The 13,194-nt window shown below is 70.4% G+C and carries 12 protein-coding genes; 9 read left to right on the top strand and 3 right to left on the bottom strand.

Translation table 11 applies throughout. The features are described from left to right. Positions 1–24: 24 nt before the first annotated feature. The 3 genes from OG452_RS07795 to OG452_RS07785 all read left to right on the top strand — a co-directional run bounded on the left by OG452_RS07795 (position 25) and on the right by OG452_RS07785 (position 3,084). Positions 25–675 (top strand): CBS domain-containing protein, encoded by a 651-nt coding sequence (locus OG452_RS07795; protein ID WP_327294891.1) that lies wholly within the window; start codon positions 25–27, stop codon positions 673–675. 53 nt (positions 676–728) lie between these two features. Continuing rightward, a complete protein-coding gene (gene miaB / locus OG452_RS07790) occupies positions 729–2,225 on the top strand; it encodes a tRNA (N6-isopentenyl adenosine(37)-C2)-methylthiotransferase MiaB (protein WP_327294890.1) in 1,497 nt (498 codons plus the stop codon). 148 nt (positions 2,226–2,373) lie between these two features. After that, positions 2,374–3,084, top strand: coding sequence for a class III extradiol dioxygenase subunit B-like domain-containing protein (locus tag OG452_RS07785; protein ID WP_327294889.1), 711 nt, complete (start codon positions 2,374–2,376; stop codon positions 3,082–3,084). A 103-nt stretch (positions 3,085–3,187) separates the two neighbouring features. Here the strand turns inward: OG452_RS07785 and OG452_RS07780 are convergent, their stop codons facing one another. Both OG452_RS07780 and OG452_RS07775 read right to left on the bottom strand, forming a co-directional pair. Next, the gene (locus OG452_RS07780; protein WP_327294888.1) at positions 3,188–3,433 is read right to left on the bottom strand and encodes an antitoxin; all 246 of its coding nucleotides are present in this window, start codon (positions 3,431–3,433) and stop codon (positions 3,188–3,190) included. Positions 3,434–3,461: 28 nt separating this feature from the next. Then, on the bottom strand, positions 3,462–3,764 hold the full coding sequence (locus OG452_RS07775; protein WP_327294887.1) for a hypothetical protein: 303 nt from the start codon (positions 3,762–3,764) through the stop codon (positions 3,462–3,464). Positions 3,765–3,947: 183 nt separating this feature from the next. On the opposite strand from OG452_RS07775, the gene miaA reads away from it, so the two are divergent. The 6 genes from miaA (at position 3,948) to hflX (ending at position 11,865) form a co-directional block, all read left to right on the top strand. Continuing rightward, the gene (miaA, locus tag OG452_RS07770) at positions 3,948–4,886 is read left to right on the top strand and encodes a tRNA (adenosine(37)-N6)-dimethylallyltransferase MiaA (RefSeq protein WP_327294886.1); all 939 of its coding nucleotides are present in this window, start codon (positions 3,948–3,950) and stop codon (positions 4,884–4,886) included. Between the two features lie 106 nt (positions 4,887–4,992). Beyond that, entirely contained in the window at positions 4,993–5,451 is a 459-nt protein-coding gene (locus tag OG452_RS07765) for a hypothetical protein (protein WP_327299547.1), read from the top strand. Between the two features lie 43 nt (positions 5,452–5,494). Further along, positions 5,495–6,367, top strand: a complete 873-nt coding sequence (gene dapF, locus OG452_RS07760; protein WP_327294885.1) for a diaminopimelate epimerase — start codon at positions 5,495–5,497, stop codon at positions 6,365–6,367. A gap of 143 nt (positions 6,368–6,510) precedes the next feature. Next, a complete protein-coding gene (locus OG452_RS07755; RefSeq protein ID WP_327294884.1) occupies positions 6,511–8,658 on the top strand; it encodes a RelA/SpoT family protein in 2,148 nt (715 codons plus the stop codon). Positions 8,659–8,741: 83 nt separating this feature from the next. Next, on the top strand, positions 8,742–10,199 hold the full coding sequence (locus OG452_RS07750) for a M1 family metallopeptidase (RefSeq protein WP_327294883.1): 1,458 nt from the start codon (positions 8,742–8,744) through the stop codon (positions 10,197–10,199). Positions 10,200–10,347: 148 nt separating this feature from the next. Beyond that, positions 10,348–11,865: a GTPase HflX gene (gene hflX / locus OG452_RS07745; RefSeq protein WP_327294882.1), complete on the top strand. Its 1,518-nt coding sequence runs from the start codon at positions 10,348–10,350 to the stop codon at positions 11,863–11,865. A 118-nt stretch (positions 11,866–11,983) separates the two neighbouring features. Here the strand turns inward: hflX and OG452_RS07740 are convergent, their stop codons facing one another. After that, positions 11,984–13,153 carry a trypsin-like serine peptidase gene (locus OG452_RS07740; protein ID WP_327294881.1) on the bottom strand — a complete coding sequence of 390 codons (1,170 nt, stop codon included), beginning with the start codon at positions 13,151–13,153 and terminating at the stop codon, positions 11,984–11,986. Between the last annotated feature and the right edge of the window lie 41 nt (positions 13,154–13,194).

Here is a 13,194-nt window from a genome sequence, read left to right as displayed (position 1 = left end):
ACGTCGAGCCGAACCGTCGGACAGATGATGTCGACGAATGTCGTACGGGTGCAGCGGGGGACGTTCCTCAAGGAGATCGCCCGCCTCCTCACCGAACACCGTATTTCGGCCGTTCCCGTCGTGGATGACGACGACCGGCCGGTGGGTGTGGTCTCCGAGGCCGATCTGCTCCGCAAGCAGCTGGGCCTGACCGCGCTGCTGCCCGCCGTCCGGCAGGAGTCCGACCACCACTCCAAGACCGAAGCGACCACGGCGGAAGGGCTGATGACCAGCCCGGCTGTGGTCGCGCGCCCGGACTGGACGATCGTCGAGGCGGGCTGGCTGATGCAGGCGCGGAGCGTCAAACGGCTGCCGGTCGTGGATGACACCGGCAGGCTGTCCGGGGTGATCAGCCGCAGTGATCTCCTCCAGGTCTTCCTCCGCCGCGACCGCGCCATCCAGGAGGAGGTGCTGGAAGGCGTACTGACCCGGACTCTGGGGCTCTCACCTTCCGCGATCACGGTGGATGTCAGCGACGGCCATGTGATGCTCAGCGGCCTGGTCGAGCGCAGCAGCGTGATCCCGGCGGCGGTGCGGCTGTGCCGCGGGGTGGACGGAGTGGTCGAGGTCTCCGAGCGCCTGCAGTACGACGTGGACGACAGCGCCGGCGGGAGTCAGGGCCTCCGGGCTGGATGACCGCGTCCACGGCCGGGGCGAGAGCTCCGCCCGGCACCGCCTACCCTGGTGGGATGACCGCGCAGGACGCCCTGAACCGAAGTTACGAGATCCGCACCTACGGCTGCCAGATGAACGTCCACGACAGTGAACGGCTGTCGGGACTCCTGGAGGACGCCGGATACGTCCGTGCGCCGGTGGACGCCGACGGGGACGCCGATGTCGTCGTCTTCAACACCTGCGCGGTGCGCGAGAACGCAGACAACAAGCTGTACGGCAACCTCGGCAGGCTGGCCCCGATGAAGACCAGGCGCCCCGGTATGCAGATCGCGGTCGGCGGCTGCCTGGCCCAGAAGGACCGGGACACCATCGTCCGGCGGGCGCCGTGGGTCGACGTCGTCTTCGGCACCCACAACATCGGCAAGCTCCCGGTGCTGCTGGAGCGCTCCCGTATCGAGGGCGAGGCGCAGGTCGAGATCGCCGAGTCACTGGAGGCGTTCCCCTCGACGCTGCCGACCCGGCGCGAGAGCGCGTACGCCGCGTGGGTCTCGATCTCCGTCGGCTGCAACAACACCTGCACCTTCTGTATCGTCCCCGCACTGCGCGGCAAGGAGAAGGACCGCAGGCCCGGCGACATCCTCGCCGAGATCGAGGCGCTGGTGGACGAGGGCGTATCGGAGATCACGCTGCTCGGCCAGAACGTCAACGCGTACGGCTCGGACATCGGCGACCGCGAGGCCTTCTCCAAGTTGCTGCGCGCCTGCGGGAAGATCGAGGGTCTTGAGCGGGTCCGCTTCACCTCGCCTCACCCGCGGGACTTCACGGATGACGTGATCGCGGCGATGGCCGAGACACCGAACGTGATGCCGCAGCTGCACATGCCGATGCAGTCGGGTTCGGACACCGTCCTGAAGGCGATGCGCCGTTCCTACCGGCAGGAGCGTTTCCTCGGGATCATCGACAAGGTGCGGGCCGCGATCCCGCACGCCGCGATCTCCACGGACATCATCGTGGGCTTCCCCGGGGAGACCGAGGAGGACTTCCAGCAGACGATGCACGCGGTCCGCGAGGCCCGCTTCGCCCAGGCCTTCACCTTCCAGTACTCCAAGCGGCCGGGCACCCCGGCCGCGACCATGGAGGGCCAGGTTCCCAAGGAGGTCGTCCAGGAGCGCTACATGCGGCTCTCGGCGCTCCAGGAGGAGATCTCCTGGGCGGAGAACAAGACCCAGGTCGGCCGCACGGTGGACGTCATGGTGGCCGAGGGCGAAGGCCGCAAGGACGGCGCGACGCACCGGCTCTCCGGACGCGCGCCCGACAGCCGGCTGGTGCACTTCACCAAGCCGGACACCGAGGTGCGCCCCGGTGACGTGGTGACGGTGGAGATCACTTACGCGGCGCCGCACCATCTGCTCGCCGAGGGACCGGCCGTGGCGGTACGGCGCACACGGTCCGGGGACGCCTGGGAGAAGCGCAACACCACGGCTGCGGCCAAGCCGGCCGGTGTCATGCTCGGTCTCCCGGGCATCGGCGCGCCGGAGCCGGCCGCGGCCGGCGGCTGCGGCTGCGACTAGGAGGTCGCGGGCGGTCTCAGGGGAACTCAGGCGGTTGTCCGGCTCCTGCCCGGTCAGGGCCAGGATTTCTCTCTGGCCGGTCTCCGCGCGGTCCGGTGCCGCGACGGGGCAGATCTCGCGTGCCGCGTCACTGGGTAGGCTGCGGATCATGCTCGTAGCCGCCGCCGTCTGCCCCTGTCCGCCCCTGCTCGTGCCCGAGGTGGCCGCCGGCGCGGCGTCCGAACTCGACGCAGCCAGGGCCGCCTGCCTCGAGGCTGTCGGTGTGCTCGCCGCGGCCCGGCCCGATCTGCTGATCGCCGTTGGGCCTGCCGGTGCCGCGGACCTGGGGGCGTACCCCGAGGGCGCCACCGGCTCGTTCAGTGGCTTCGGCGTGGACCTCAGGGTACGGCTGGGGACGTCCGACGCCGGGTCCGGACGCCGGCTCCCGCCGTCCCTGTCGGTCGCCGCCTGGCTGCTGGGCCGTGCCGAGTGGGCCGGCGCACCGGTCGAGGGGCTGGGTGTCGGGGAATCGCTGGAGCCGGAACGCTGTCTGGCGGCCGGACGGGAGCTGGCCGGCCGCGCCGAACGTGTCGCCCTGCTGGTCATGGGCGATGGCAGTGCCTGCCGCACCCTGAAGGCGCCCGGGTACCTGGACGAGCGCGCCGCCGGCTTCGACGCCGCTGCCGCACGGGCGCTGGGCACGGCGGACGTGGCGGCGCTGAAGGCGCTGGATGTCCGGCCGGCGTACGAACTGAAGGCCGCGGGCCGGGCACCCTGGCAGGTCCTGGCGGGCGCGGCCGACGGCATGGAGCCGGGCGGCCGGCTGCTCTACGACGACGCTCCGTACGGCGTCGGGTACTACGTCGCCACCTGGTCCTGAGCGCGGCAACGCAGACTGCGCGTTCCCGGAAACACGGCGGGCGGTCGTGGAGCGAGGTGCTCCGCGACCGCCCGCCGTGTTGTGCCGGATCTGCCGTGCCGGATCAGGAAGCAGTGGGCGGCTTGGCGGTACCGCCGCCGTCCTTGTGCGAGAGGCGCTCCAGGGCTTCCTTGGCCTTGCCGGTGCCTGTCTCGATCTTCTCGCTGTACTTGCCATTGGTCCGGGCGTCGACCGTGTGAGCGGCCTTGTCGAGACCCTCTCCGATCTTCTCCCCGTGCTGCTGCGCGAGGTCGGAGACCTTGTCCTTGGCCGGTCCGAGCTTGGCTTTCACGTTGTCCAGGAATCCCATGGCTTCCTACTTCCCTCCGTAGGGCGTTCTACTTGCGAACGCCCTCACCGGCTTCGTTGTCGGCGGCCGCAGCCGCGGACTGCTGACGCGGAATCTCCACGCTCTCCGCGGTGCCGCCCGCAGTGTCCGCCGCGGGCACCGCCACGGACTCTCCGCTCCGGTCCTCGGACGCCGGCTCCGGGGCCGAGCCCTCGACCGCCCCCTCGTCGGACTTGTCGGCGGACTCCTCTGCCGGCTCCTGCGCCGCAGCTTCGGTCAGGGCGTCCACAGCCGGCTCCGCAACGGTTTCCTCGGTCTTCGCCTTCCGACGGAACACTGCAAAAATACCCATATTCACTCCATAACGTACTCGTGTGAGCGAAATTCCTCGCCACCCGGAGCGCCTGATTGCGCCGACCGGGGCCACCGGTCGAAAGCCGTCGGCCGGAACCTCCGGAAGAGGAAACGAACCCGGGCGCCCGGCCGTCACGTAACTCATTCGGGGACACGCCCCCGGGTTTGCGAGACTGAGACGGTGAGAAGTGCAGCTCCCGCAGCGCGGGTCATCGCCGTCGTCGGTCCCACCGCGGCCGGAAAGTCCGATCTGGGCGTCGCCATCGCCCGGCATTTCGGCGGCGAAGTCGTCAACGCAGACTCCATGCAGCTCTATGAAGGGATGGACATCGGAACCGCCAAGCTGACGCTCGAAGAGCGCGGCGGCGTTCCGCACCACCTCCTGGACATCTGGAGCGTGACCGAGGCGGCCAGCGTCGCCGAGTACCAGCGGCTCGCCCGCGCGGAGATCGACCGACTCCTCGCAGCGGGCCGTACACCAGTCCTGGTGGGGGGCTCCGGGCTGTACGTCCGCGGGGCCATCGACGCGCTGGAGTTCCCCGGCACCGACGCCGGCGTACGGGCACGCCTTGAGGACGAGCTGGAGCGGCAAGGACCCGGGGCGCTGCACGAACGGCTGGCCGCCGCCGACCCGGAGGCCGCCGTCGCGATCCTGCCCAGCAACGGCCGCAGGATCGTCCGGGCCCTGGAGGTCATCGAGATCACCGGAAAGCCCTTCACCGCCAACCTGCCGGGCCCCGACCCGGTCTACGACACCGTGCAGATCGGCGTCGACGTCGCCCGCCCGGAGCTGGACGGGCGCATCGCGGTGCGCGTCGACCGGATGTGGGACGCCGGACTGGTGGACGAGGTCCGCACGCTGGAGGCCCGGGGACTCCGGGAGGGGCGCACCGCGTCGCGCGCCCTCGGATACCAGCAGGTTCTCGCGGCGCTCGCGGGAGAGTGCACCGACGACGAGGCGCGCACCGAGACCGTACGCGCCACGAAACGCTTCGCGCGCCGCCAGGATTCATGGTTCCGGCGTGACCCACGGGTGCACTGGCTCAGCGGTGCGGCCGCGGACCGGACGGAACTCCCCGGGCAGGCGCTGGCCTTGGTCGAACGGGCGGTCACAGCCTGATCACGTGATGGCATCGGGACGCTCAGCCCGTCAGTTCGCGGCCGGAGGCCGTGCCATCATCGATCTGCGATCGACAGTGGAGTCCGAGTGGGGAGGGCGTGTGGCGATGGAGGCCGGCCCTCGCGACAGCGAACGCGACGGAGAACGCGGCAGTGGCCCGGGACACCCCGACGCCCCGCGGCTCAGCCCCGACGGACCCGATGCACTGGACATCCCCGAGGTGGCCCCCGAGGTCGAGGTCGAGCTGCGGCCGCAGCGCAGACTCCGCATCTGGCAGCTCGCCCCGATCGTGGTGCTGGCTGCCGTCGGATCGCTGATGTTCGCCTTCCCACTCGCCTTCGAGTTCGGTGACGGCGGCCCGGTGGTCGCCATGCTCGGGCTGCTGATCAGCTGCTGCGCCGCCGGCTGGGGCATGATGGCCGCCCGCCGCGTCGGTTACACGTGGCCGGGGCTGCCCGCCAGAGGCTCGGGGGCGCGCCCGGACTGGCGGATGGCCGCCCTCTACGTCCTGGCCTTCTGCGTGATCGTGGCGCTCGCCGTGGGGCGCGTGGCCCGGCTGCGCTGAGCCGCGCCCGCCCGTACCGGCGGCCACCTCGTACGATGGCAGGGTGACCACCTCGCAGATCGCCTTCCTCAAGGGCCATGGGACCGAGAACGACTTCGTGATCGTCCCCGACCCGGACAACCTCATCGACCTGCCCGCATCCGCGGTCGCCGTGCTGTGCGACCGTCGGGCGGGCATCGGCGGGGACGGCCTGCTGCACGTCGTGCGGTCCGCCGCACACCCGGAGGCCCGGGCGATGGCAGGAGAGGCCGAGTGGTTCATGGACTACCGGAACGCTGACGGCTCCATCGCCGAGATGTGCGGGAACGGCGTCCGCGTCTTCGCCCGCCACCTCCACCGCGCCGGACTGGTGGACGCCGGGGACCTGGCCATCGCGACGCGCGGCGGAGTGAAGCGGGCCCATCTCGCCAAGAACGGCGACATCACCGTCTCCATGGGCCGGGCCGTGCTTCCCCCGGACGGTGTGGCCGTCACGGTCGGCGACCGGACCTGGCCCGCGCTGAACGTGAACATGGGCAATCCGCACGCCGTCGCCTTTGTCGATGATCTGGCGGACGCCGGAGCCCTGCTGTCCGTACCGCGGTTCGCCCCGGAGTCCGTCTACCCGGACGGTGTCAACATCGAGTTCGTCGTGGACCGCGGTGAACGCCACGTAGCCATGCGGGTGCACGAGCGCGGCTCGGGCGAGACCCGGTCCTGCGGTACGGGCGCTTGTGCCGTCGCCGTCGCCGCGGCCCGCAGGGACGGCATCGACCCGGCGCTCACCGGCGAGCCCGCGACGTACACCGTGGACCTTCCCGGCGGGCGGCTGGTGATCACCGAGCTGCCGGACGGTGAGATCGAGATGACGGGTGCCGCGGTGATCGTCGCCGAGGGCACGATCGACGCCTCGTTCCGGGAAACGGCTCTCTCCTAGTCAGACTTCGCTCGAATGGGTGATCCGTTTCACGGTGGGCGGGAGCGGGCCAGTACCGCGTGATGGGCTCGGTAGCATCAAGCACCGGCCCGGAGCGCCCAGTCGCAGCCAGTCCACCGCCGGTCGACACTGCCGGAGGTGCCATGAGTGCAGAGGCCGCCAGCCCCAACGGCGCGTCCCCGGAGATCCGTCCGGTGGACAACCCGGGCCGCAGACGCGGTCGCGCCAGAATCGATCTGCGCAGACTGGGCCGTGCCGCACTGTTCGGGCCCGCCTCGCGCGGCGGTCTGCCCGACGCCATCGGCCACGTCGCCGAGGCCCACCGGGCGCACTTCCCGGATGCCGATCTCGCCGTGCTGCGGCGGGCGTACGTCCTTGCTGAAACGTCCCACCGCGGACAGATGCGCAAGAGCGGCGAGCCCTACATCACCCACCCGCTCGCGGTGACCTTGATCCTCGCCGAACTGGGCGCAGAGACCACGACCTTGACCGCCTCGCTCCTCCACGACACCGTGGAGGACACCGAGGTGACGCTCGATCAGGTACGGGAGGGGTTCGGCGACGAGGTCTGCTATCTGGTCGACGGCGTGACCAAACTGGAGAAGGTCGACTACGGGGCGGCGGCCGAGCCCGAGACCTTCCGCAAGATGCTCGTGGCCACCGGCGACGACGTCCGGGTCATGTCGATCAAACTCGCCGACCGGCTGCACAACATGCGCACGCTCGGAGTGATGCGCCCCGAGAAACAGGCGAGGATCGCCAAGGTCACCCGCGATGTGCTGATCCCGCTGGCCGAACGGCTCGGTGTGCAGGCGCTCAAGACCGAGCTGGAGGACCTGGTCTTCGCGATCCTGAACCCGGAGGAGTACGAGATCACGCGTGCCCTCATCGCCGCGCAGGACGCCACCGCCGACCCGCTCGTCGCCATCGCCGAGGACGTCAGAAAGGTGCTGAGGGAGGCCGGTATCGCCGCCGAAGTCCTCATCAGGCCACGCCACTTCGTCTCCGTCCACCGGGTCAGGACGAAACGCGGCGAGCTGTGTCCCACCGACTTCGGCAGGCTCCTGGTGCTCGTCGGTGAGGACGCGGACTGCTACGGCGTACTGGGTGAACTGCACACCTGTTTCACACCGGTGATCTCCGAGTTCAAGGACTTCATCGCCTCGCCCAAGTTCAACCTCTACCAGTCGCTGCACACGGCCGTCGCCAGCGCGAACGGGGACGTCGCCGAAGTCCTCATCCGCACCCACCTGATGCACAAGGTCGCCGAGGCCGGAGTGGTCGCGCTCGGCAATCCGTACGTACCGCTGGACGGCCCGCACTCCGCCGCCACCATCGCGAACGCCGCCGTTGGCACCGCGGAGGGCGGCGAACGCGTCGACCCCAGCCGCCCGGGCTGGCTCTCCAGGCTCCTCGAATGGCAGGAGTCGGCGCCCGACCCGGACACGTTCTGGTCCACACTCCGCGCCGACCTCGCAGAGGACCGGGAGATCACCGTCTTCCGGGCCGATGGCGGCACCCTCGGCCTGCCGGCGGGGGCGAGCTGCGTGGACGCGGCCTACGCGCAGCACGGCGAGAAGGCGCACTCCTGCATCGGCGCACGCGTCAACGGGCGCCTGGCGACCCTCAGTACGGTGCTCAGCGACGGCGACACCGTCCAGCTGCTGCTCGCCGAGGACACCGCGTCCGGGCCCTCACCCGACTGGCTCGGCCATGTGCGCACCCCCGGCGCGCGGATCGCGATCACCGGCTGGCTCGACGCCCACCCCGAAGGGGCGGCGGTACCGGCGGCGGCCCCCCGGCCCAGCGCTTCGGTGACCGGCGGAGCGATGCGCAGGGCGGCCGCCGGGGCCGTCGTGGGCGTGCCGAACGCGACGGTACGGCTGGCCGGCTGCTGCACACCGGTGCCGCCCGACGCCGTCACCGGATTCACCGTGCGCGGCGGCGCCGTCACCGTCCACCGCGAGGGATGCCCGTCGGTGGCCCGGATGCTGTCCCTGGGAAGGCCCCCCGTCGAGGTGAACTGGGGTGCCACAGGCGACTGCAGGGTCACGCTGGTGGCCGAGGCCTTCGGACGGCCGCAGCTCTTCGCCGACCTCACCGAGGCCATCGCCACGGCAGGTGTCGCGGTCGTCTCGGCCACCGTGGAACCGCCGTCCGAGCAACGCGTACGCCACACCTACACACTGCAACTCCCGGACGCCGCCGGGCTTCCCGCCCTGATGCGCACCATGCGGGACGTGCCGGGCGTCTACGACGTGAGCCGCGCCCAGCATCCGGCCACCGCCTGACCGCACGACCGGCTGACCACACGTTCGGGTGGCCCGGCGCCCTGGGCCGGGGCGCGCGCGGCAGGGGCTGGTAGCCGTAGTCCATGCTGTTCATCTCCCGGCGCTCGCGAGGAGTCCTGCTCGCGACCGCATCGGCGGCCCTCGTCGCCGCCACGCTGCCCGCTCCCGTCCCCCTCGGCATCGGCGATCCGCTCTTCCCACACCTGGGCAACCCCGGGTACGACGTCCTCTCGTACGACATCGGTCTCACCTATCCCGGCAGTAACACCACTCCGCTGGAGGCCGTGACCAGCATCGACGCCCGTGCCACGGCGCCACTGCGGCGCATCAACCTCGACTTCGCGCGCGGCACCGTGCACTCGGTGGAGGTGAACGGTGAGCCCGCCCGGTTCGCCACAGCGGACGAGGACCTGGTCGTCACTCCGCGCAGCGCGGTCAGGGCCGGAAGCCCGCTGCGGATCACCGTGCGGCACACCAGCGACCCGCGGGGCGCCGCCGACGGCGGCTGGATCAGGACCCCCGACGGCCTGGCCATGGCCAACCAGGCGGACGCCGCCCACCGGGTCTTCCCCTGTAACGACCACCCCGCCGACAAGGCGTTCTTCACCTTCAGGATCACCGCCCCGCGGAAACTGACGGTCGTCGCCAACGGCCTGCCCGGGCCCCGGATGGCCCGCGCCGGCCGCACCACCTGGACGTACCGGACCCGTCACCCCATGGCCACCGAACTGGCCCAGGTGTCGATCGGCGACTCGGCCGTGGTCCACCGGACCGGACCGCACGGACTGCCGCTCCGCGATGTCGTACCCGCGGCCGACCGGAAGAAGCTGGAGCCCTGGCTGCGGAAGACACCCGATCAGCTGGCCTGGATGGAGTCGAAGGCCGGGCACTACCCCTTCGAGACGTACGGGGTCCTCGTCGCCGACACGGACACCGGCTTCGAGCTGGAGACCCAGACCCTGTCCCTCTTCGAGCGGCGGCTGTTCACCGGGGACTCCTTCCCCGAGTGGTACGTCGACTCGGTCATGGTCCACGAGCTCGCCCACCAGTGGTTCGGCGACAGCGTCTCACCGCACAGCTGGTCCGATCTCTGGCTGAACGAGGGCCACGCCACCTGGTACGAGGCTCTCTACGCGGACGAGCATCACGGGAAGCCGCTGGCCACCCGGATGCGCGACGCCTACCGACAGTCCGACGGCTGGCGGGCGGCGGGTGGCCCTCCGGCGGCACCCAAGCCCCCCGTGCACGGGCAGAAGATCAGCATCTTCCGGCCGGTGGTCTACGACGGCAGCGCGCTCGTGCTCTACGCACTGCGCCAGGAGATGGGGGCGGCGGCCTTCTCGGCGCTCGAACACAGCTGGGTGAGCCGCTACCGCGACAGGTCGGCCACCAGCGCCGACTTCGCCGCGCTGGCCTCGCGGATCGCCGGACGGGACCTCTCGGGATTCTTCCAGGGCTGGCTGTACGGGAAGAAGACCCCGCCCATGCCCGGCCACCCCGACTGGCGGAGCGCCCAGGCCCCGCGGGCGCACCAGGGCTGAAACCCGGGTGACGAGCCTGAGCGCACCATGTCACTATCGACGCGTCGGCGGCGCTGCCGGACCGGGTGAGACCTCAGGGAATCATCCGCGGCCATCACGCGTTGTGACTGGCGAACGAAACTTTCTGCCCTCTCGACGTAAGGATCCAATGCCCTCCTCTTCTTCCCCTTCCCAGGCCGCGCACGAGAAGGAAGCGCACGAGAAGGAAGCGCAGAGCTTCAACGAGAGCCTTCGGGCCGATGCCCTGATGGAAGAGGACGTCGCCTGGAGCCAGTCGATCGACGGTGAGCGGGACGGTGACCAGTACGACCGCTCGGAGCGAGCCGCGCTCCGGCGGGTGGCCGGTCTCTCCACCGAGCTCGAAGACGTCACCGAGGTCGAGTACCGGCAGCTGCGCCTTGAGCGTGTAGTGCTGGTCGGCGTCTGGACCTCGGGTACCGCGCAGGACGCGGAGAACTCCCTCGCCGAGCTGGCGGCTCTCGCCGAAACGGCCGGCGCGCTCGTTCTCGACGGTGTGGTCCAGCGCCGCGACAAGCCGGACCCGGCCACCTACATCGGGTCGGGCAAGGCGCAGGAGCTGCGCGACATCGTCCTGGAATCCGGTGCAGACACCGTGGTCTGTGACGGTGAGCTCAGCCCCGGCCAGCTGATCCACCTCGAGGACGTCGTCAAGGTCAAGGTCGTCGACCGTACGGCGCTCATCCTGGACATCTTCGCCCAGCACGCCAAGTCCCGGGAGGGCAAGGCGCAGGTCGCGCTCGCGCAGATGCAGTACATGCTGCCGAGGCTGCGCGGCTGGGGTCAGTCGCTCTCCCGGCAGATGGGCGGCGCCGGTGCGGGTGGCGGCGGCGGGATGGCCACCCGTGGGCCCGGTGAGACCAAGATCGAGACGGACCGGCGCCGGATCCGCGAGAAGATGGCGAAGATGCGCCGGGAGATCGTGGAGATGAAGACCGGGCGCGACATCAAGCGGCAGGAGCGCAAGCGCCACAAGGTGCCGTCGGTCGCCATCGCCGGGTACACCAACGCGGGCAAGTCCTCGCTGCTCAACCGGCTGACGGGCGCGGGGGTGCTGGTGGAGAACTCCCTGTTCGCCACCCTGGACCCGACCGTGCGCAAGGCCGAGACACCGAGCGGGCGGCTCTACACGCTGGCGGACACCGTTGGTTTCGTCCGGCATCTGCCGCACCACCTGGTCGAGGCGTTCCGGTCCACCATGGAGGAGGTCGGCGAGTCCGACCTGATCCTGCACGTCGTGGACGGCTCGCACCCGGCTCCGGAGGAGCAGCTCGCCGCCGTACGTGAGGTGATCCGGGAGGTCGGTGCCACCGACGTCCCGGAGATCGTGGTGGTCAACAAGGCGGACGCGGCCGATTCGCTCGTCCTGCAGCGGCTGCTGCGCATCGAGCGGCGCGCCATCGCGGTGTCGGCCCGCTCGGGGCAGGGCATCGTCGAACTGCTCGCGCTGATCGACGAGCAACTGCCCCGGCCACAGGTGTCGGTGGAGGTGCTCGTTCCGTACACGCACGGACAGCTCGTCGCCCGTGCGCACTCCGACGGGGAAGTGATCTCCGAGGAGCACACCCCGGAGGGCACCCTCCTCAAGGCGCTGGTGCACGAGGAACTGGCCGCCGATCTGGCGCCGTACGTACTCGTGGCGCCCTGACGCCGACAGCACGACAGCCACCGGGAGGTGCTTCCGGTGCAACGGCCGAGGCCGGTCCTCTCTCCACTGAGAGGACCGGCCTCGGCCGTTGCCGGTGAAACCAAACCAGCCTGCCTTACTACTGGTTCGCGTACCGGTCGCTCATCGCCTGGTAGAGCTGCTGCGCACCCTGGCCGAGCTGAGGCCCCGCCAGCCAGCCCGAGGTGACCGGGCCGATCGAGGTGTTGGAGACCAGCTCCGACTTGCCGTCCGGGCCCGCGATGAACCAGCCGCCACCGGACGAACCACCGGTCATGGTGCAGCCGATGCGCCACATCGCCGGCGTGCCGGGACTGACGGACAGTTGTCCCGGCCGGTCGACGCACTTGTTCATCAGCTGACCGTTGAACGGCGGGGCGGCCGGGTAACCCCAGGCGCCCATCGCGGAGATACTCTTGGCAGCGGGAGCGTTGAAGTCGACGGTCAGCGCGTTGCCGACGGTCTCTTCGAGGGACTTGCCCCCGTTCTCCGGCTTCACATGGAGCAGGGCGTAGTCGTATGGGGCGCCCTGCCCGCCGGTGGGGCCACCGTCCTTGATCCACGCGTTGGACGTCATGGCCCAGTCGGCCCAGTATTTGCCGTACGGGGCGACTTCCTGCGACGGTGCGTTCCGCAGCTGGGCGATCGACTTGCCCTGGTCGTTGTACGACGGCACGAACATGATGTTCCGGTACCAGCCGCCCTTGCCGCCCGCGTGGACGCAGTGGCCCGCGGTCCACACCAGATTGGACTTGCCCGGGTGCTTCGGGTCCTTGACGACCGTGCCCGAGCAGACCATGGAGCCCTCGGGGGAGTCGAAGAAGACTTTCCCGACAGGCGCCGCGTACCGGTGGTACGGGTGCTTCTCCTCCTGGGCCTTCACCGGAGCGAGCTCCGGGTCGGTCACGTTCTGGCCGCCCGAACTGTCGCCGTAAGCCATGGTCTTCTGCGGATCCCTGGCCGTCTTCATCCGGTCGGGCTTCCACAGCCCCTTGATCACCGGATTGGCGAAGTCCTTGGCATCACGGAGCCACTTGTCCTTGTCCCAGTTCTTCCACTGGCCGCTCTTCCACTTCGCCAGGTCGACACCGTGGCGCTTGAGGGCGTCGGACACACCGGCCGCCGCGTCGGCGCCGGACGCCGCGGATACCGTGGACTTGTCGGCGGCCGGAGCGGCAGCCTTGTCGTCACCGCCGCCACACGCGGTGGCCGTCAGCGCCAGGGCAGCGGCCACTCCGGTGGCGGTCAGTATCGGACGGATGGATCGCATGGAACTGTTCCCCCTGAATGGAGCATGATCGTTGGCGCTGT

The sequence above is a fragment of the Streptomyces sp. NBC_01197 genome (assembly GCF_036010505.1).
Taxonomy (GTDB): domain Bacteria; phylum Actinomycetota; class Actinomycetes; order Streptomycetales; family Streptomycetaceae; genus Streptomyces.
Note: the sequence above shows the minus strand (reverse complement) of the source record. Positions and strands in the feature narration are given on the sequence as shown.

Bases quoted from the DNA above. Each gene is read 5' to 3' on its own strand.
- OG452_RS07775 (WP_327294887.1), bottom strand. From the start codon at position 3,764: ATGGGTATTTTTGCAGTGTTCCGTCGGAAGGCGAAGACCGAGGAAACC.
- OG452_RS07795 (WP_327294891.1), top strand. From the start codon at position 25: ATGATGTCGACGAATGTCGTACGGGTGCAGCGGGGGACGTTCCTCAAG.
- OG452_RS07785 (WP_327294889.1), top strand. From the start codon at position 2,374: ATGCTCGTAGCCGCCGCCGTCTGCCCCTGTCCGCCCCTGCTCGTGCCC.
- OG452_RS07740 (WP_327294881.1), bottom strand. From the start codon at position 13,153: ATGCGATCCATCCGTCCGATACTGACCGCCACCGGAGTGGCCGCTGCC.
- OG452_RS07780 (WP_327294888.1), bottom strand. From the start codon at position 3,433: ATGGGATTCCTGGACAACGTGAAAGCCAAGCTCGGACCGGCCAAGGAC.
- OG452_RS07750 (WP_327294883.1), top strand. From the start codon at position 8,742: ATGCTGTTCATCTCCCGGCGCTCGCGAGGAGTCCTGCTCGCGACCGCA.
- OG452_RS07755 (WP_327294884.1), top strand. From the start codon at position 6,511: ATGAGTGCAGAGGCCGCCAGCCCCAACGGCGCGTCCCCGGAGATCCGT.
- OG452_RS07765 (WP_327299547.1), top strand. From the start codon at position 4,993: ATGGAGGCCGGCCCTCGCGACAGCGAACGCGACGGAGAACGCGGCAGT.
- hflX (WP_327294882.1), top strand. From the start codon at position 10,348: ATGCCCTCCTCTTCTTCCCCTTCCCAGGCCGCGCACGAGAAGGAAGCG.
- miaB (WP_327294890.1), top strand. From the start codon at position 729: ATGACCGCGCAGGACGCCCTGAACCGAAGTTACGAGATCCGCACCTAC.